19 protein-coding genes and 1 riboswitch are annotated in these 18,101 nt (G+C 38.5%); of the genes, 10 read left to right on the forward strand and 9 right to left on the reverse strand.

All coding sequences use genetic code 11. The features are described 5' to 3' along the window. Nucleotides 1-51 precede the first annotated feature (51 nt). Nucleotides 52-861 (reverse strand): siderophore-interacting protein, encoded by an 810-nt coding sequence (locus D9O48_RS05775; protein ID WP_126971533.1) that lies wholly within the window; start codon nucleotides 859-861, stop codon nucleotides 52-54. Nucleotides 862-1,396: 535 nt separating this feature from the next. Here D9O48_RS05775 and D9O48_RS05780 point away from each other — a divergent pair. The 4 genes from D9O48_RS05780 to D9O48_RS05795 all read left to right on the forward strand — a co-directional run bounded on the left by D9O48_RS05780 (nucleotide 1,397) and on the right by D9O48_RS05795 (nucleotide 4,249). Next, nucleotides 1,397-1,963, forward strand: coding sequence for a Crp/Fnr family transcriptional regulator (locus D9O48_RS05780; protein ID WP_126971535.1), 567 nt, complete (start codon nucleotides 1,397-1,399; stop codon nucleotides 1,961-1,963). Between the two features lie 74 nt (nucleotides 1,964-2,037). Then, nucleotides 2,038-2,775, forward strand: a complete 738-nt coding sequence (locus D9O48_RS05785) for an SDR family oxidoreductase (RefSeq protein ID WP_126971537.1) — start codon at nucleotides 2,038-2,040, stop codon at nucleotides 2,773-2,775. 410 nt (nucleotides 2,776-3,185) lie between these two features. Beyond that, nucleotides 3,186-3,809 carry a hypothetical protein gene (locus tag D9O48_RS05790; RefSeq protein ID WP_126971539.1) on the forward strand — a complete coding sequence of 208 codons (624 nt, stop codon included), beginning with the start codon at nucleotides 3,186-3,188 and terminating at the stop codon, nucleotides 3,807-3,809. Nucleotides 3,810-3,964: 155 nt separating this feature from the next. Then, complete coding sequence (locus tag D9O48_RS05795) at nucleotides 3,965-4,249, forward strand: CPCC family cysteine-rich protein (RefSeq protein WP_126971541.1); 285 nt, start codon at nucleotides 3,965-3,967, stop codon at nucleotides 4,247-4,249. Nucleotides 4,250-4,258: 9 nt separating this feature from the next. On the opposite strand, the gene D9O48_RS05800 is transcribed toward D9O48_RS05795, so the two are convergent. Then, nucleotides 4,259-5,323 (reverse strand): NAD(P)H-dependent flavin oxidoreductase, encoded by a 1,065-nt coding sequence (locus D9O48_RS05800; protein WP_126971543.1) that lies wholly within the window; start codon nucleotides 5,321-5,323, stop codon nucleotides 4,259-4,261. A 182-nt stretch (nucleotides 5,324-5,505) separates the two neighbouring features. On the opposite strand from D9O48_RS05800, the gene D9O48_RS05805 reads away from it, so the two are divergent. Both D9O48_RS05805 and D9O48_RS05810 read left to right on the forward strand, forming a co-directional pair. Then, nucleotides 5,506-5,973: a MarR family winged helix-turn-helix transcriptional regulator gene (locus D9O48_RS05805; RefSeq protein WP_126971545.1), complete on the forward strand. Its 468-nt coding sequence runs from the start codon at nucleotides 5,506-5,508 to the stop codon at nucleotides 5,971-5,973. Between the two features lie 10 nt (nucleotides 5,974-5,983). Then, complete coding sequence (locus tag D9O48_RS05810) at nucleotides 5,984-6,487, forward strand: transposase (protein WP_126971547.1); 504 nt, start codon at nucleotides 5,984-5,986, stop codon at nucleotides 6,485-6,487. Nucleotides 6,488-6,554: 67 nt separating this feature from the next. On the opposite strand, the gene D9O48_RS05815 is transcribed toward D9O48_RS05810, so the two are convergent. The 7 genes from D9O48_RS05815 to D9O48_RS05845 form a co-directional block, all read right to left on the reverse strand. Then, nucleotides 6,555-7,370 carry a hypothetical protein gene (locus tag D9O48_RS05815; protein WP_126971549.1) on the reverse strand — a complete coding sequence of 272 codons (816 nt, stop codon included), beginning with the start codon at nucleotides 7,368-7,370 and terminating at the stop codon, nucleotides 6,555-6,557. A 4-nt stretch (nucleotides 7,371-7,374) separates the two neighbouring features. Further along, nucleotides 7,375-7,851: a TlpA family protein disulfide reductase gene (locus tag D9O48_RS05820; RefSeq protein WP_126971551.1), complete on the reverse strand. Its 477-nt coding sequence runs from the start codon at nucleotides 7,849-7,851 to the stop codon at nucleotides 7,375-7,377. An 11-nt stretch (nucleotides 7,852-7,862) separates the two neighbouring features. After that, complete coding sequence (locus tag D9O48_RS05825) at nucleotides 7,863-8,405, reverse strand: heavy-metal-associated domain-containing protein (protein ID WP_126971553.1); 543 nt, start codon at nucleotides 8,403-8,405, stop codon at nucleotides 7,863-7,865. Nucleotides 8,406-8,555: 150 nt separating this feature from the next. Next, nucleotides 8,556-9,059, reverse strand: coding sequence for a heavy-metal-associated domain-containing protein (locus D9O48_RS05830; protein WP_233589189.1), 504 nt, complete (start codon nucleotides 9,057-9,059; stop codon nucleotides 8,556-8,558). A 167-nt stretch (nucleotides 9,060-9,226) separates the two neighbouring features. Further along, complete coding sequence (locus D9O48_RS05835; RefSeq protein WP_126971555.1) at nucleotides 9,227-9,622, reverse strand: HYC_CC_PP family protein; 396 nt, start codon at nucleotides 9,620-9,622, stop codon at nucleotides 9,227-9,229. A gap of 65 nt (nucleotides 9,623-9,687) precedes the next feature. Next, nucleotides 9,688-11,727 carry a putative porin gene (locus tag D9O48_RS05840; protein WP_126971557.1) on the reverse strand — a complete coding sequence of 680 codons (2,040 nt, stop codon included), beginning with the start codon at nucleotides 11,725-11,727 and terminating at the stop codon, nucleotides 9,688-9,690. Between the two features lie 21 nt (nucleotides 11,728-11,748). Continuing rightward, a complete protein-coding gene (locus tag D9O48_RS05845) occupies nucleotides 11,749-12,573 on the reverse strand; it encodes a purine-nucleoside phosphorylase (protein ID WP_126971559.1) in 825 nt (274 codons plus the stop codon). Nucleotides 12,574-12,794: 221 nt separating this feature from the next. Between D9O48_RS05845 and sucC the strand changes: the two genes are divergently transcribed. From sucC to D9O48_RS05865, 4 genes are all read left to right on the forward strand, one after another. Further along, complete coding sequence (gene sucC, locus D9O48_RS05850) at nucleotides 12,795-14,006, forward strand: ADP-forming succinate--CoA ligase subunit beta (protein ID WP_126971561.1); 1,212 nt, start codon at nucleotides 12,795-12,797, stop codon at nucleotides 14,004-14,006. A gap of 216 nt (nucleotides 14,007-14,222) precedes the next feature. Then, a complete protein-coding gene (locus D9O48_RS05855; protein ID WP_126971563.1) occupies nucleotides 14,223-14,705 on the forward strand; it encodes a GNAT family N-acetyltransferase in 483 nt (160 codons plus the stop codon). Between the two features lie 96 nt (nucleotides 14,706-14,801). Continuing rightward, a riboswitch (cobalamin riboswitch) is annotated at nucleotides 14,802-14,989 on the forward strand. 175 nt (nucleotides 14,990-15,164) lie between these two features. After that, on the forward strand, nucleotides 15,165-17,495 hold the full coding sequence (metE, locus tag D9O48_RS05860) for a 5-methyltetrahydropteroyltriglutamate--homocysteine S-methyltransferase (protein ID WP_126971565.1): 2,331 nt from the start codon (nucleotides 15,165-15,167) through the stop codon (nucleotides 17,493-17,495). A 39-nt stretch (nucleotides 17,496-17,534) separates the two neighbouring features. Then, the gene (locus D9O48_RS05865) at nucleotides 17,535-17,921 is read left to right on the forward strand and encodes an acyl-CoA thioesterase (RefSeq protein ID WP_126971567.1); all 387 of its coding nucleotides are present in this window, start codon (nucleotides 17,535-17,537) and stop codon (nucleotides 17,919-17,921) included. The last annotated feature ends 180 nt before the right edge of the window (nucleotides 17,922-18,101 follow it).

Here is an 18,101-nt window from a genome sequence, read left to right on the forward strand (position 1 = left end):
TTATAATGACCACATATACACTGCTCTATCGCTTTAATTCTTAATTAAGACTTAGCTGTTCTTCTCCGCTTGTCTGTCAGACTGTGATTTATCTTCCGCTACTCCGGCTTTCCAGTATGAATAGGCGTAGAGTTCGTCAGAAGTCCAGCCTTTTTCTTTACGCAGATAAGCGCGGATATTTTTTACACTGTTGAATTCGGCAGCCACGTGACCGAACTTAGCACCTTCAGGAATAGTAACTTTTTTCACTTCCTCAAAAAGCCTGCTTCCCTGTTGCGGTTGATCGTTATGAAGCCATACAAAGTCTATAGCGGCTTTTGCAGGCAATTGCTGCTCGTCTTCTTTTCCATGCACCTCAATAATACAAACGCCACGGGCGGAGGCAGGAAGCGCCTCTAAAACAGCACTCAGCACAGGAATGGCAGTAGCATCCCCTGCCAGTAAATACCAGTCAGCAACAGGTACCAGTTCTTTTGGATCTGTACGCATCAATATACCCAGCTGATCACCGGGTTTTGCATTCAAAGCCCATTTAGAAGCCGGCCCTTCATCGCCATGACTTACAAAGTCAATGATTAATTCTTTCCTTTCGAGATTTAAACCTCTGTGTGTATAAGTTCTGACAGCGGGTGCCAGTTCTTTAGGGGGATGAATCCATTCATGAGTAGTGGCATTCAGCTCGGGAAAGTGTACTTCTTTTACGCCATCCGGTGGAACCAGTATTTTATTATTGTCACCGATGGTGGTATTTGCGAACTGTTCGAGCTCATCAGCAGTAAGAAATACTCTTACAAAATGTGGGGTAATAAATTCTTTACGCGTAACGGTTCCTACTACTCTTCCGGGTTTTGACTTAGCCATGATAAACATTTAAAACATTACAATAATCAGCTGTTACAACACAACTCCTCTCCTGCACTAATCAGCTATCTGAATACCTAACATTCTTATCCGCAAAAGGTTTTGCTAAAATGTAAAAGCATGAATAAATTCCAGAAGAGAAAAGAGTGCTCATTAATTGTAAAAAAACTGTCATGCAATAGAAATAGGAATGATGGCGCAAAAGTCGTATTATTTAACAAACTCACAATCATCACATTACAGAAAAATGTTAATCTTCTTAATTCTATCTGTGATTGAAACTGCCGTTTAAAACATGAAGTAAATGAAGCCTTGACAGTTGTAAGAGAATGAAGGTATGAAGGTAAAGCAGCGCGGAAGACAGCACTTCATTCGCTTTTCAACTTCATTTTCTTCATGTTTATGATGGTGATTATAAGATAGAATAAGCCAAAGCGAAGCGGCAGGGGTATCTTAACTTCTTAATGGCAAAAACTTGTATCCATCATTTATCATTTGGTAAATAATTTAAATAAATTCTCTATAATTTGCAGTTATGGACGAACTGGTGAACTATATCTTACAATTTGGCAATCTGAATAAGCAACAAACAGATCTTATTACGGGTAAGGCTACAATAGTGCAGCTGCAAAAAGACCAATATTTTTCTGAAGCCGGTCACATTCCACGCCAGGTTGGATTCATTATAGAAGGTGTAATGCGGGGCTGTTACTACAACAATAAGGGTGAAGAGATTACGCGTTGTTTTATCAGTGAAAACAGTCTGGTAGCAGATTATGTTAATTTCGAATCCAATACGGTTTCTTCTGAGTATTTACAAGCCTGTACACCTTGCAAACTTGTAGTATTTTCCAGGCAACAATGGGACGAACTTTCTCATATTATCGTAGGTTGGAATGATATTAAAAATAAGATGGTACAGCTTTGTATGTATCAGAAATCGAGAAAGGGTCCGGTCATATCACAAGATGCAACAACACGTTATCTGGAGTTTCTGGAAAACTATCCCTCTCTGATAAATCGTATACCTTTGTCTTTTATAGCTTCCTACTTAGGAATTACCCAGCAATCACTCAGCAGAATAAGAAAAAACATTCGCTGATTCCTTTTTACCAAATGGTAAGTGATTACAGTTTTTAACGCTGCAATTTTGTTGTGAAGTTTAAAAACAAAATCATGAAAACAGTACTCATTACAGGAGCCAATAAAGGAATTGGTTTAGAAACAGCAAAACAATTATCTGCAGCAGGACTATTTATATATTTAGGCAGCCGTGATCTTGAAAAAGGAAAAGCTGCAGCAAAAGAACTGAACGAAGGCGGTTTCAAAAACATAAAAGCTATTCCCATCGACGTTACCGATATTTCCTCTATCTTATCAGCTAAAACAATCATTGAAGAAGAAAAAGGGCATCTCGACATTCTCATTAACAATGCAGGAATCAGTGGTCGGGTACCGCAGTATGCCACTGAAACGGATATCGAACACTATCAACAGGTAATGGATACAAATTTTTATGGGGTAATACGAGTAACACAGGTATTCCTTGATCTTTTACGAAAATCTTCTGTCCCACGAATTGTGAATGTAAGCACCAGTGTGGCTTCACTTACCCTGCAAAGCAACCCGGAATGGCCCGCATATAACTATGCGAAATATGCCGTTTATGGTTCATCAAAAGCTGCCATGAATATGTATACGGTTCACCTGGCATACGAATTACGCGAAACAGCATTCAAAATAAACGCGGTTTGTCCGGGTTTTACCAAAACCGAATTTACCAATTTCAACGGAGGTGAATTAACAGATGCCGCCAAACGTATTATCAGATATGCATTAACAGATCAAAGCGGGCCAACCGGTAAATTCTTTAGTGAAGAAACAAATCCTGAAACCAGGGAAATTCCATGGTAAAAATTGAGCAAAAGTAATTATCATTATAAATGACCTTAGGATAATAAATTATTCCTAAGGTCATTTATGTATATAAAAAAGAGTATTCACGTTGTTTCATAAACCGATTATTTTGTCGGAACAATCACAATATCTGATTCAAACCTTAAAGGTATATGTTCAGAAAATAAACAATTGATTTACATTGATAAAATTGTGTACTACCTGAAAGTAGTATTGCTTAAAAAAATGAAATAATTATATTTATCATCAAGTATCTGCAACAAAGTATTTAATGTACATAAAATCAGCACTTGCCGCTATTATGCGATTGAGTACTCACCAGTAATTCATACCTGAAGAAAATCTGCTTTCTTCTTATAAAAATTGCTCATAAGTCTCATCATTTATAAAAATAAAAACAGTCGGATATGAAAATTAAAATACGAATATTGCTATTAGTAAGCATCGTGCTGAGTACTAATTTTATTCTGGCGCAGGACCGCCCTGTTAGCTGTGAAAATGCAGTTACTCCTTTCAATGATCTTATGAAAGGGCGAATTATAAGTCAGGTAAGAACAGCACATCAATATTTCATGAACTCACCTGATGCTGGTGCCGGAAAAGATTATACAGAAAGAACCAATAACCTTCAGAAAGAAATAACCAGAACTTTTGAAGCATTTATTTTGGCCAGAAAAAGTGAATATAAAAAAACAATCTGCAGGTACTATAAAACTGACTGGAACAAAGCCGGAGAAAGCAGCAACAGAACATTAACAGTTCAACCAGGCTTTTATTTACTGACAGATAGCTTAAAAAGAACAAAAAACGGAGATTGGAAAGGCGGACCTAATTGGAAACCTAACAAAAATTTCCCCACCTCTATTACCTGGTCTACAGGTGGACACAGAAGAAACGAAACTTTCGTGGATATCAAAGCAGTATATAAAGATGACTTTATAGAAAAAATGATTCTTTCTGAACTGAATGCAGTCAGAAAAGAATTACATGAGCTCGGAATCCCAACAGAGTTACCTCCTCTATTGAAGTAAATATATTAGTACAGAATTTTTTAAATTAATAGTTTGCACGAAAACAATACGCAAGTGAACGTATCATTTTGAAATGATTAATTTCCTGAATTTCGGTAAATCCTTATATCTTGTAATGGAGAACATTGTTTTTCAATTGACGAAAACCAAATAAAATGGTGAAAGAACAATTCTTTTCAGCAAACGAAAAATTTTTCTGTAACTGCTGCGGTTATAACACACTGATGCAGTTTCGTGATGGAACTTATGAAGTATGCGAAATCTGTTATTGGGAAGATGACAAAACACAGACTGACAATCCCGATTATGTAAGCGGAGCAAACAAAATATCATTAAATGAAGCCCGCAAAAATTATGAGCAATCCGGTGCTAGCGATCTGACATTGCTACAGTATGTGCGGAAGGCCTCTGCCAATGATATCCGGAACAATAATAGTTAAAAAATACGTTCATGAAAACAGTTCAACATCGCTGATTAATTTCCTTAATATTTCACTGGTCGAATGTTCACTATACCGGAATAATGATTGCCCGGCCCAGATATTTACAAAATCTGCATTTTTTTGTTCTTTAGCAACTTTACGCAACTCGGCGGTGAGTTTATTCTGGTAGGGATATGGTAACACATATTCCGAACTTTCAATAGTTTCAATGAACGTATTATTAATTCCACGTGCATAGCGACCTGAAAAACTTTTAGTCAATACAATATCCTTCTCATTCACCTTTTTCAACCGTTGTTTTTCAAAATCTTTCAACGAACTTTCTGCTGAAGCAATTAATAAACTTCCTACCTGAAAACCCTGTGCACCTAAGGTTTTTGCAGCCAGTAAAGTAGATGCGTTATAAATACCACCTGCATAAATAAGCGGTACTTTTACTTTATCATATACTTGTGCCAGCAATGATAAACCACCTATCTGAAGAATATTGGTTTCTTCAAAACTACCTCTGTGTCCGCCAGCTTCAATACCCTGTACACAAATAACATCAATACCTGAAGCTTCTAAGATCATGGCTTCTTCTACAGATGTACAGGTACCAATTAAACATATACCCTTACTTTTTAAACGGTCAATGCTCTGCTGATCCAGATTACCGAAGGTAAAACTGAGCATCTTACACCCCTCTTCAATAATCACTTCTACCTGTTCATGATAACTATTGAGTTTTACTTCATCAATCGCAGGCAGCTTTACTAGCAGATGATGCTGTAAGGCAAATGTTTCAATAAAATGCCTGGTTTTGGTATAACGCGCGCTGAGTTCATTCGTCAACGCGGGAATTTTATGTACAAAAATATTAACGGCAAAAGGATCTCCTGTCAATTGTTTTGTAGCCCGGATAGCCTCCGAACAACCGGTTGCATTTAAGTCACCCAATGACAAGGATCCCAAACAATTTGCGCGGGTTGCTGCCACCACCATCGCAGGAGTGGTTACACCAAACATGGGGGCCTGAATAACAGGATATTCAATATTAAACAGCCGGGTTAGCTGGTTCATCCATTTCATTCATCATCATTTATGAAGTTTCAGATATTGCAAATATCTGAAAGATATTTCTATCAGAACAATTTCCTTAAAAATCATATATAATTAACTATCAACACATTAACACAAATCCAAAACTCTTCCTGAAAAAGTTTTGGAATTGTAATTCATAAATATATCTTTGTTACTAAGATAATTAGATAATGAATAAATCATCAACAAAAATAAATATTGATCAGTTCAGAGCTGTCAGCAGGCAATACTCTGACGCATCGGTATTTATGCACGAAGCTATTGCCAGAAAAGCAGGACTTACCGGAGCCGACCACAAGTACTTAGGCATCATTCTTCAACACAAAGAATTAACAGCAGGTGACCTTTCTAAATTAACAGGATTAACGACCGGAGCTGTTACCGGCTTAATAGACCGGCTGGAAAAGAAAAAATTGCTAAAAAGGCAATTCACTAAAGATGACAGAAGAAAAGTGATCATCGTTGCTAATATGGAAAGAAGTATGAAACTGCTACAACCTTTGTTCAGTGAGTTGCAGGAAAAAACGGCGAGGCTGCTCGCTACTTTTTCACCGGAGGAAATTAAAACCATTGAACGTTATTTTATCGAAGCTACCGTGATCATGAAAGAAACTACAGACACTTTAAACAATGAATAAAATGTTGAAAATGGAAAATATCACAACTTCATACCTCACCCGGGCAGAAACATGGCTCAGTATTTCAGTGCTGCTATATTTCTTAATGAACGGTGCGCAGATTTTTGAAACATTGGTACTCGTTCCTAAATGGGTGGACTCTCCGCCACATAACTTTAAACTGTTAGCTGACGGAAAAGGTGCTACGCTTAAAACATTCTGGATTACGCTTCACTCAATACATGAAATTACCTTTATACTGGCAATCATCTTCTGTTGGAAAATTGAGCCGGTAAGAAACTGGTTACTGATACTGTTTTCACTGCACTTTGCCGTTAGAGTATGGACACTTGCCTATTTTGCTCCTAACATTATCGATTTTCAGAAAGTAGCGGAAAATCCTTCATTAGCCAGAGACCTCGTCAAACGAACTTCGCTCTGGCAAGCACTCAACTATGTAAGAGTAGCTATTTACTTATTGATTTCTTTAGGTTTAATTCCGCTATGTATAAAATTATTCAGCCTCAGAAATTAAATTATTATATAGAATACAAAAGTCCTGTTTCTGTTAAAGAAACAGGACTTTCTATAGTTACCCCTAACTATTTTTTTCTTAATACATTCAGGAAGAGGGTTTCAAAACTCACCAACCAGCTATTCTGCGCCATACGGTTCATATTGCCGGAAGCTTGCATTCTATAGCCGACATTCAATTTACTGCTGCTTTTAAAGATCAACTGTAAGGCCGGAGCAATGTCTACAAAGTTTTTAGACTGATCCAATGCTGACTGGCCTAATACTTCAACATACAAATTCAGATTGGTCTGATCATAGCTTTTGTAAGTTCTGGGAAACAACAGGTAACCCGCACTTAAACTATAATTAAAAGCCTGATAAGGCAGTGTTGTAAGGTTTCTATCTTTTTCATTCAGCACCTGCATGTAATCGAGTGTAGAAGAAACAGCCAGTTTATTCCATAGCTGTGTTAAGACCACTCCTCCTCTTACCCCCGACTGATCACCCATTAAACTGAGATGGTCATAACGTAACGGGTTTTTAGAATAACTTCCTTCTGCAAACGCAGCCATTCTGAAATGACTGTGAGAATCATCGATACTTAAAAAACGGTACTTGGTATAAAGGCGGGCACTTTCCCATTTCATAGCATCCTGATACATACTTGAAAATGTATTGCCTACCATTACCATCCAGTTCTTGTGCAAACCAATACCAATGTCTTGCGAGTGCCTGAAACCAGTACGGTTCATCATCTCATCATTTTGCCATTTGGTGCTCCATTTGGCATTCACAGATTTAGCCGGAAGGTTACTCGCGGGTTCTGTAAAAATATATAACTCCTGAGCCGTAGCTAACTGAGTAAACAATAAACTCAGTAAACTCACATATAGATATTTCATTCTGCTATTTTAGTTTTGATAAAAACTTCTTTAATTGTTTTGGGGAAGGATCTATCATTTCTATTTCGCCTTTAGGGTTGATTAAAAAAGTACTGGGTAATGCATCAATACCCCATGCATCTACTACAGGAGATTTGAAATTACCGGGTGCATGGTATTGTTTCCATGCAAGGCCATGTTTTTCTACCGTATTTTGCCATTGGCCAGCACTGTTATCAATCGAAACACCAATGATATCAAACTTTTTGGAGGTGTACTCTTTATATAGCTTCTTCAATTCGGGAAAAGCTTTTAAACAAGGACCACACCACGAAGCCCAGACATCAATCAACAGGTATTTACCTTCATATGCACGAAAATCGAAACGAACGCCTTCTTTAGTTTGCGCGGCTATCTGCGGAGCTTTGTTGCCAACTTTTAACTGTGCTGAAAGCGACAAACTTAAAAGCAACGAAAGCCCGGCTATTATAAAGGGTTTCATGGTGTTCGTTTTTAGATGGTAACGTGATATACACGGTTGGAAACAGCATTATCTGCTTCGCAACATCCTGCTACTTTACCTGTTTTCACACATTCTTTTGAGCTGGATTTGGCAAATGTCTGGTAAGACTTGCTGGTTAAAAAGTTTTTATCTACTACCTGAATTTCCTGCTCACCACTCAATACCTGTGATTTAACTTTTAAGAAGTGAAACACTTGTCCGTCAATGTTCACATGTTCATCATTCTTAATAGCAACATCACTAAAGTTTCTTTTCATGAACAGTTTACCTACAGAAAACCCTGCATCTTCCACTGCTTTTTTCACATCATCAATCACCACTTTTTGCTGATCTTTAAATTTGATCATAAAACTGGTGGTAACGATATCTACATCCACCGATTCAACAAACGGTAATGCTTCCAGAGAAGAGTTAATGGCTTTTGTACATAATGCACAGGTTAAACCTGTTGCTTCTAAACGTGCACTGCTGAACTGTGCATTTGCAGTATGTGCCACTAAAAAGCACACTACTGCTAATACAATATTTTTCATTGTAAAAATTTAATTATTAAGTGATGAAAAAAGACTGAGAAGTTTTACCATTAAGAAATTAAGGGAATAAACTATTCATTGGTAGATGATATATCACCAATGAATGAGTTTCACCTAAGTTCTGCATGGTCAAAAGAGTGCAAGAATCTTCTATGCAGCAATTTTGCTATCGCAGCAGTCTTTTTCTTTACCATTTACATGATGTGCTTCAGATTTGCAGCCTTCACATTTTTCTTTTCCAGTGCAGTTTTCGCATTTCCCTTTTTCTTTACAATCGGGGCATTTGCAATCTGCACTGCATTTTTCAGCTTTCGCGGTAGTAGCGTCTTTGCGCTCATATTTGCAGCAGGAATGTAATTTTTCGTATACTTCATTTGAAGCAGTAAATGCTTCATTATCGTATCCAACACCGGCAATAGCTTTTTGAATTTTTTTGATGTCGGTTTTCTTTTCATTGTAAACCACATTCAACATTTTGGTTTCTGTATTCCAATCAGCTTTGTCAGCACCCGCTTCAATAGCGGCTTTATCTATTTTAGCTTTACACATACCGCAGTTACCCCAAACTTTTACAGCAGTGGTCTTCTTTTGCGCTTGTGCAGATACAGTCATTAAAGTAGCGATTACGATAAATAAATAAGTAATGTATTTCATTTCAGAATTTTTAATAAATAGGAAAAATAATAAGGCGGGAGTATTAACCATTAAGAAACAGAGGAAATTAAGAAGCATTAGATTGCAGCCTTAATTGCCTTTAACCATAATAGGCTTAATTTCTTAATACCTTAATGGTGAAAAAGAACCATTAAGCTAAAGAAGTATCAAATTCTGAAATTACAATTGTAGAGATAGACCTGATTGAACTGACGATCAGGTGGTGCGTGATACTTATTATATAAAATAACCCTTTGTGTAAGCAAAGGTGTTAAATATTCCTGATAGAAGGGTAATTCGATCACATCGTCTGTTACCGGCTGGCTGAAAACGAAATTAGCCGCAACATTCTGATGCACATCTTCCACCTTGTAGTGTTGTTCATCGGTGTGGCAACATCCGTTTTTATCTTCCTCCATGCCACAAAAACCGCATACATCGGTAGAAGAAGCTCCGATTTCAACACTGGCCAACCGTCCCATGCAATAGTGCACATTCACTATAAACCCGCTGGTTACCAGCAGATAAAACAATGATAATATGACTACAGCAAAACGCTTCATGTTATAAAGGTCAATAAAAAAAAGAGTATTTCAAATAGTTAGCTAAATTTTTAACCGTTTTTTTACTAGTTCACAAAGCTCCAGTAAATACCGATCCGGAATACCAGCCCGTTAGCAGGATAGTTTAATATAGGAACGTTATTCTTGATAAAATCTTGTGCACCAAAGTCAAACGCGTTTAAATTTTCGGCACGTACATACGCACTGAATGAGCGGATTCTGAAATGCATATAGGCAGCAATATCAGGACGTTGCAGTTGTACTTTCTGATTTTCCTGGAAATAGAACTGCCCTAATAACGGAGAATAAGCATTGGCATAATAAGGTGTAAAATATCTGGCTTCCACACCGAGACTCATCAGCAGGTTTCTGAAGCCCACACTGCCTTCATACCCGAACTGTGTACGGGCAGAAAACAAAGGTAAATTTACCGGTCCGTTACCGATTCTTTGCTGGAAAGTTCCCCATAATTTCCATACCAATGTTTTTGTAACGGAGATATGTTTTTCCCCGTCAATCTTTAATACATTGAATAAACTGGTGGCCTGTTTCGGTTGGTAATAATTTTCAAAATAAGTGAGGTTATTAATCAGGTAATAGGTACCTGTTAATTTGAACTTAGCTGCCGGATTATCAATAGCGCCAAAAATAGCGGTGATATTTTCTTTGTTATAGCTAAATGGTACTGTATCTAAGAAAAAGCTACTGTTGGTTTCGAATATATACGACGGAGTACGATTCGTATTTTGTGCGCCAACCTGTAAATAACCGATTTTACGGCTGATGTATCTTTTGAGACTGGCATATGCCCAATAATCGGCAGCATTATGCCCTCCTACCCAAAACGCACCATTCAACGCCATATCCCATTTCTGATTACGTGTACGGTTTCTATATTCACCATGTACGTAAATATTACTGAGATTGGTAGTACTGGAATCTCTGCTGAAGTTACCGGTAATATGCTGATAAGCTGCGCCCAGTTTTATATATTGCTGGGTATTCTTTTTATCAGGAAATGAGTAAAAAGAAAAATCATTGGTGAGTACACGCCACAGGTCTTGTCTGAATAGCGAGTCTGTCGGAGAATCAAATAAAACACCGTAATGATCGAAATAGTAAGTGCTGTCAGCACCAAAATCTTTAAACCTGTATTTATAGGTAGAGTAATTTGCGGTATGTTCCAGTCTCAAACGCGGATAGAATAAAGGAATGGTAACGCTGTCATTTACGATGGAATCTTTTTGTCCGATATCATATTGTTGTCTGAAAACATAAGAAGAATTGGTATAAAGTGTACCGGTATTGATAGTCGTTCCATATAAAGAAGAAACACCGGCATTATTGTTTCCTAATTGTGTCGGAATATTACTGCGGTCGTAAAACGATCCGGTTTTATCATTGAGGTAATCCTGATCGGTTTGAATACCGCCGTTTTCACTCGAACCGAGTTTATTACCAATAATTAATAAAAAGTTTTGGTACCGTTTATTTTTCGACTGATACCAGGAAGTAAATTTATAACTGTTGTGGTTGCTGTTCTGGTTTTGCATGATTCCTTTTGAGTTGATCAAACGGTAGTTAAAAGCAGCATTCCAGTTCGGGCGGATATTTTGTGTATGCACGATATCGATAATCTGCTCGGTTCCGGTACCGATCACATAACCGAGTTCAGTGTAAGGCCTGGTTGTATTGTAGAAACGAGTATCTTCTATTCTGAAGTTATAGCGGTCATAAGCATGAAAACCATGATCCCAGCCTGCTTTCATATTCGGATTAAACAGAAAGCTCTGGGTGGCATTCCCGATATTACCGAGAGTATTGTCGTGCCATTTCACCGGGTATAATTTTGTAAAATCATACACACTCGAATCAAAACCGCGCATCCTGGTAGAATCGAGGTATCTGAATCTGATCGTAATAGAATCTTCCAATCCGGTACGGTGTTTTAAGGAATCCTGTTTCTGGCCGGTTTGTGCGCCCATGCCACCACGTCCCATATTATTCATCCTTCCGGTAATTCCACCCTGCGCAAATACATCAGCAGTGCTGATGAGTAAAATGCAACTTAATATTGCGATAATATAGCTAAACTTCAATGTCAAAGTTGATGATTTTCAGGAAAACTAAGGTAAACGCTCGATTAATTTTTCATAAATAGCGGTGAGTTTGGGTTCAGCTGCGTGTGCGGCTTCCAATACTTCTTCGTGTGTGATCGTATTATCAATATCTCTGATGCCGATATCGGTGATGACACTCATCGCAAATACTTTCATTCCGCCGTGAATGGCTACGATTACTTCGGGTACAGTGCTCATCCCAACTGCATCGCCTCCTAATACATGGATCATTTTATACTCTGCATGTGTTTCGAAAGTAGGGCCGGTTACTGCGTAATAAACGCCTTCTCTTACCGGATGGCCCAGCTCTGCCGCGATTTCTTTTGCAGCAGTGATGAAAACTTTAGCATAAGGTTCACTCATATCCGGGAAACGCGGTCCTAACTCTTCTACATTTTTCCCTATCAGCGGATTGGGAACATTAAGATGGATATGATCGGTAATGATCATCAGATCACCTACTTTAAAGTTTGGATTAACCCCTCCTGCAGCATTGGATAACAAAACGGTTTCAACACCCAGAGCCTTAAAAACGCGGATAGGATAAACTACCTGATCCATTGTGTAGCCTTCATAAAAATGAAAACGGCCGGCCATGGCAACTACTTTTTTGCCGCCCAGGGTTCCGAAAATCAATTTACCGCTATGGCCCTGAACCGTAGAAACGGGAAAATGTGGAATGTCGTGGTAAGAAATTTCTTTTTCTACCTGAATTTTAGTGGCAAAATTGCCCAAACCGCTGCCTAAAACGATACCAATTGCCGGTGTATCGGCATATTGACTTTTCAAAAACTCCCTGGTTTCTCTCAATTGTTCCAGAATCTTCGCCATAAAGTAAAATGATTGAATGCAGCAAATATAGTAAATCGGGATGTTTCCAGTATTTAATCTGCGCTTGTATAACTGCTAAAAGTGCTAAATAGTTTATAAAGTTTGGAAAGAATGCACAAAAAAACTTCAATAAAGTATCGAAAACAATGATATGTGAAGAAATTTAGCGACTTGTATTGGTAGTCAGGCGATTTTGCTTATTTTCGCAAAAATTTTTTGGCATGAACCTTCATGAATACCAGGCAAAAGAATTATTGAAAAAATACAATGTACCTGTACAGGAAGGCATCCCTGTTGATAGAGCGGATGCGGCTGAAGAAGCCTACAAACAACTGAAGGTACAATTTGGGAACAATTTTGCAGTAGTTAAAGCTCAAATCCATGCTGGTGGTCGTGGTAAGGGTAAAATCCAGGGCACAGAGCAACGCGGTGTGGCTGTAGGAAAAAGTGCAGAAGATATTAAGCAAATTGCTTCTAACCTCTTGGGTGGTACTTTGGTGACCATTCAAACCGGCGCTGCAGGTAAAGTAGTAAACAAAGTGTTAGTGGCTCAAGACGTATACTATCCGGGAGCTAATGAAGTAAGCGAGTTCTATCTTTCTATTTTATTAGATCGTGGTACCGGCAGAAACGTAATTATGTATTCTACCGAAGGTGGTATGGACATTGAAGAAGTAGCACACAATACTCCTGATAAAATTTTCAAAGAGTGGGTACACCCTGGTGGTGGCTTACAAGGTTTCCAGGCTCGTAAAATTGCTTTCAACCTAGGTTTGAAAGGCGAAGCTTTCAAAAACTGTGTAAAATTTGTAATTAACTTATACAATGCTTACGTTGGTTTAGATTGCGCAATGCTGGAGATCAACCCGCTGTTTAAAACTTCTGATGAAAAAATCATCGCTGTTGACTGTAAAATGAACCTGGATGACAACGCTTTAATGCGTCACCCTGAGTTAGAAGCAATGCGTGATATTACAGAAGAAGATCCTACGGAAGTGGAAGCCGGAAAATATAACCTGAATTTCGTGAAATTAGACGGAAACGTAGGTTGTATGGTAAACGGTGCAGGTTTGGCAATGGCAACCATGGATATGATTAAATTATCCGGTGGTGAGCCTGCTAACTTCTTAGATGTAGGCGGTACTGCTAATGCTCAGACTGTAGAAGCAGGTTTCCGTATCATCTTAAAAGATCCGAAAGTAAAAGCGATTTTAATCAACATCTTCGGTGGTATCGTTCGTTGCGACCGTGTTGCACAAGGTGTAATTGACGCTTATCAGTCAATCGGAGACATTAAAGTACCTATCATCGTTCGTTTACAAGGTACAAATGCTGAAGAAGCTAAAAAATTAATCGAAGAAAGCGGCTTAAAAGTACAATCAGCTATCTTATTAAGTGAAGCTGCTGCATTGGTAAACAAAGCAGTATCATAAGCCTCTTACGCTAATAGATTGTTAAAGGATGTATTCAACAGAGTACATCCTTTCTTTTTTCACCTGTTTAATACTATTTGGCAAGATATTTTCGTTGACAATTATAAATATAAAATTGTTTGAATGAAAAACGGAGTTAAAATATTCTTTGCCATTCTTGCCGTGAGTTACGCTGTTTTATATGGTGTAATGGCAATTATTGCTTAATGTATTCACATGCATATCAGATCTATTCTTCCCGGCGATAATGCCGCTATTGCTGCTATCATTCGTGCTGCGCTAACCGAATTCGGCGCCAATAAACCCGGTACTGTTTTTTATGACGAGTCTACCGATCATCTTTTTGAACTCTTTCAAACCGAAAAGAGTTTTTACCTCATTGCAGAAACTGAGGGCAAAGTGGTGGGTGGATGCGGTATATTTCCTACCGAAGGCCTGCCTCCTCATACAGCCGAACTCGTAAAGATGTATATCGATAAAGACTACCGTAAACTAGGTCTCGGCCGTTTACTCATTGAAAAGTGTATCGAAAAAGCTGCCGGTAACGGATTTAAACAAATCTACCTCGAAACCATGCCCGAGCTTAAAAAAGCAGTCAGCGTTTATGAAAAGTTCGGTTTTGAATACCTGCCCGCACCACTCGGTAATTCAGGACACTTCGGCTGTGATATATGGATGATTAAAATAATTAAGAATTAATAATTAAGAGTTGGTAATTAAGTTCTATAACGAGGTTTTTAACTTTTAATTTCCGATTCTCCATTTTCAACTATCTTTGCCCCGTTCTTTGTAAATTATTATCACTCAGATAAAGGTTTTCCTTAACGGAAATTAATAAGGAATCGTGTGTAAATCACGAGCTGACGTGCAACTGTTAGTAACTACCACAGTTTTTATCAATCAATCCATTGTTCAATCATTTTGAATGAGAAGGAGATAAAGACGTTACGAGCCAGGAGACTTGCCTATATCTTAATGACGCAACTTTCACGATATAAAGTTTAGTCAGAAGTTGAACTCTACATACAGGATATTCACACAGCCACCTTCAGAGGAGTCGTGTGCCTGTACTTCTTCATTACTTCTACTATCTCATTATATCGCACAGTTGTGCAGTTTGCAGAAGAGCATTTATTGTTTCACGTTAAAACGATTAAAATGCGCACACACAACCTTGGTTACCCAAGAATCGGTAATCACCGCGAATTAAAAAAAGCCTGCGAAAGTTACTGGGCAAACAAAATCACACAGTCTGAACTACTGGCTACAGCCAAACAAATCAGACTCAACAACTGGCAGTTGCAAAATGAAGAAGGTATTGAATTGATTCCGGTCAATGATTTTACTTTCTACGACCATGTACTCGACACGTCACTCATGGTAGGAGCCATTCCGCCGCGTTATGCCCCATTGTTACAAAAAACATCGCTCAATGAAATTGACTGGATGTTTGCTATGGCAAGAGGGTATCAGAAAGACGGCCTCGATCTTACTGCAATGGAAATGACCAAGTGGTTCGACACTAATTATCATTACATTGTTCCTGAATTTACAGCCGGCCAAACATTCAGCTTGTTTTCAGAAAAGATTATCCGTCATTTTGAAGAATCAAAAGAAGCCGGTATTAATGGTAAACCGGTGATTGTAGGCCCTTTTTCTTTTCTGTATCTCGGTAAAGAAAAAGATAAAGGATTTAACCGGCTCTCATTAATAGATCAGCTGTTGCCCGTATATGTTCAGGTGCTGGAAAAACTCAGAACGGCAGGGGCTGAATTTATTCAATTTGATGAACCTTGTCTGACCCTCGACCTTACACACGAAGAATTGCAGCTTTTTAAAAAAGTATACCATACTTTAAAGATCGCTACGCCGCAACTACATTTTATTCTGGCCGCCTATTTTGACGGCTATGGTAAAAACCTTTCTACTGTTTTAGAATTACCGGTAGATACATTACACCTGGATCTTGTAAAATGCCCTGAACAACTCGACCATTTAATTGAAAACCGGTTGAATGATTCACCACTCAGATTTTCTCTCGGTATTGTAGATGGAAGAAATATCTGGAAAAACGATTTTGAACAATCTTTGCAGCTGATCAAAAAAGCACAAAAAGCTTTTGGCAATGACCGTTTATGGATTGCCCCCTCCTGCTCACTGTTACATGTTCCTTGCGATTTATCTCTTGAAACAAATGAAGAGGCGTTACCTGCAACCATTAAAAACTGGATGTCTTTTGCCAAACAAAAGTTACAGGAATTATCTCTGCTCGCAGATCTTGCAGGTGATCGTCCCAAACAGGCCACTTTATCAGCTTATGGGAATAATAAAGCTGCTATTTACAGTAAACAGCACTCAGATTTAATACACCAAACCCATGTTAAAGCCCGGGTGCAGGCTTTACAAGCCAGCGACGCCACCAGAAACCAATCTTTTGAATACAGAAAACAACAGCAACAGCTGGTACTACAATTACCGGATTTTCCTACTACTACGATCGGGTCATTTCCACAAACCAAAGAAATCAGGGCCTGGAGAGCACAGCATAAAAAAGGTGTTTTAAGCGATACAACCTATGATACATTAATAAAAGAAGAAATTACCAAAGCTATCCGCTGGCAGGAAGAAACCGGAATAGATGTATTAGTACATGGAGAGTTTGAACGGAACGATATGGTAGAATATTTCGGAGAACAACTGAATGGATTTGTATTTACCGCAAATGGTTGGGTACAGAGTTACGGTAGCAGGTGCGTAAAACCACCGGTTATTTTCGGTGATGTACAAAGAGTAGCCCCCATGACCGTTGCTTATACGAGTTATGCTCAATCTCTCACCCAACAACCTGTAAAAGGAATGTTGACAGGCCCCGTTACAATCCTCAACTGGAGTTTTGTAAGAAACGATCAGCCGCGCGCTGTTACCTGTTTACAAATAGCTTTGGCTATCAGAGACGAAGTAAAGGATCTGGAGAATGCCGGTATTAATATCATACAAATAGACGAACCGGCATTGCGGGAAGGGTTACCTTTGAAACAATCAGAACGTGAATCTTATCTCAACTGGTCGGTGAATGCTTTTAAAGTAGCATCATCCGGAGTAAAAGATGCCACACAGATTCATACACACATGTGTTATTGCGAGTTCAATGATATAATGCCTGCCATCGCTGCCCTTGATGCAGATGTTATCACCATAGAAACCAGCAGATCACAAATGGAGTTATTAGACGCTTTTGTAGAGTTCAAATATCCTAATGATATCGGACCGGGAGTATACGACATTCACTCACCACGTGTACCGGCAAAAGAAGAAATGATTCAACTGATAGAGAAAACACTGGCATTTTTACCGGCAGACCGTGTATGGATAAACCCTGATTGCGGACTCAAAACAAGAGGTTGGGAAGAAACAAAACCAGCCCTTACATCAATGGTAGATGCGGCCCGTGAACTCAGAATTAAACATCCTGCAACAGTGAATCAATAAAACAATATCAACGAATCATAACAAACAATCTTTATAATTATGAATCTGGAAGAAAGAATAGCCACCTCCAAAACCATCATTTTTAAAGCTGTTTTCCCCGACAGTACCAATCACTATGATACCATGTTCGGAGGCACAGCCATGGCATTAATGGATGAAATTGCTTTTATTACCGCTACCAGATTTAGCAGGCAAAGAGTGGTAACTGTCAGTAGTGACCGGATCGATTTTAAAAAACCGATTCCTGCAGGAACTATTGTTGAACTGACCGGAGAAGTAATACATGTTGGTAATACCAGCTTAAAAGTAAAAGTGGATATTTTTATCGAACAGATGTATGACCACGGAAGAGAACAGGCAGTGACAGGTGAGTTTACTTTTGTGGCAATCGACGAATATAAACAACCGGAGAAAATTAAGTATTAGTTTTGTTAAGTGGAGAATTAAGAGTGGGGAGAGGAGAATTAAGGAAATGATTAATAAACAGCTCCTTCCCCCTCACTCAATTCTCCATTTTTTCTTATCCCCGCTTTGAAATACTGAAAATTATAACTATGTTGTAGTTATAAAAGTAAATTCTTACCGATTACAACACTGATTAAATAT

This window comes from Gynurincola endophyticus, assembly GCF_003991195.1.
Classification (GTDB): Bacteria; Bacteroidota; Bacteroidia; order Chitinophagales; family Chitinophagaceae; genus Gynurincola; species Gynurincola endophyticus.

Bases quoted from the DNA above. Each gene is read 5' to 3' on its own strand.
- D9O48_RS05800 (WP_126971543.1), bottom strand. From the start codon at position 5,323: ATGAAATGGATGAACCAGCTAACCCGGCTGTTTAATATTGAATATCCT.
- sucC (WP_126971561.1), top strand. From the start codon at position 12,795: ATGAACCTTCATGAATACCAGGCAAAAGAATTATTGAAAAAATACAAT.
- D9O48_RS05790 (WP_126971539.1), top strand. From the start codon at position 3,186: ATGAAAATTAAAATACGAATATTGCTATTAGTAAGCATCGTGCTGAGT.
- D9O48_RS05785 (WP_126971537.1), top strand. From the start codon at position 2,038: ATGAAAACAGTACTCATTACAGGAGCCAATAAAGGAATTGGTTTAGAA.
- D9O48_RS05805 (WP_126971545.1), top strand. From the start codon at position 5,506: ATGAATAAATCATCAACAAAAATAAATATTGATCAGTTCAGAGCTGTC.
- D9O48_RS05855 (WP_126971563.1), top strand. From the start codon at position 14,223: ATGCATATCAGATCTATTCTTCCCGGCGATAATGCCGCTATTGCTGCT.
- D9O48_RS05820 (WP_126971551.1), bottom strand. From the start codon at position 7,851: ATGAAACCCTTTATAATAGCCGGGCTTTCGTTGCTTTTAAGTTTGTCG.
- D9O48_RS05815 (WP_126971549.1), bottom strand. From the start codon at position 7,370: ATGAAATATCTATATGTGAGTTTACTGAGTTTATTGTTTACTCAGTTA.
- D9O48_RS05865 (WP_126971567.1), top strand. From the start codon at position 17,535: ATGAATCTGGAAGAAAGAATAGCCACCTCCAAAACCATCATTTTTAAA.
- D9O48_RS05780 (WP_126971535.1), top strand. From the start codon at position 1,397: ATGGACGAACTGGTGAACTATATCTTACAATTTGGCAATCTGAATAAG.
- D9O48_RS05835 (WP_126971555.1), bottom strand. From the start codon at position 9,622: ATGAAGCGTTTTGCTGTAGTCATATTATCATTGTTTTATCTGCTGGTA.
- D9O48_RS05795 (WP_126971541.1), top strand. From the start codon at position 3,965: ATGGTGAAAGAACAATTCTTTTCAGCAAACGAAAAATTTTTCTGTAAC.
- metE (WP_126971565.1), top strand. From the start codon at position 15,165: ATGCGCACACACAACCTTGGTTACCCAAGAATCGGTAATCACCGCGAA.
- D9O48_RS05830 (WP_233589189.1), bottom strand. From the start codon at position 9,059: ATGAAATACATTACTTATTTATTTATCGTAATCGCTACTTTAATGACT.
- D9O48_RS05775 (WP_126971533.1), bottom strand. From the start codon at position 861: ATGGCTAAGTCAAAACCCGGAAGAGTAGTAGGAACCGTTACGCGTAAA.
- D9O48_RS05825 (WP_126971553.1), bottom strand. From the start codon at position 8,405: ATGAAAAATATTGTATTAGCAGTAGTGTGCTTTTTAGTGGCACATACT.
- D9O48_RS05845 (WP_126971559.1), bottom strand. From the start codon at position 12,573: ATGGCGAAGATTCTGGAACAATTGAGAGAAACCAGGGAGTTTTTGAAA.
- D9O48_RS05810 (WP_126971547.1), top strand. From the start codon at position 5,984: ATGGAAAATATCACAACTTCATACCTCACCCGGGCAGAAACATGGCTC.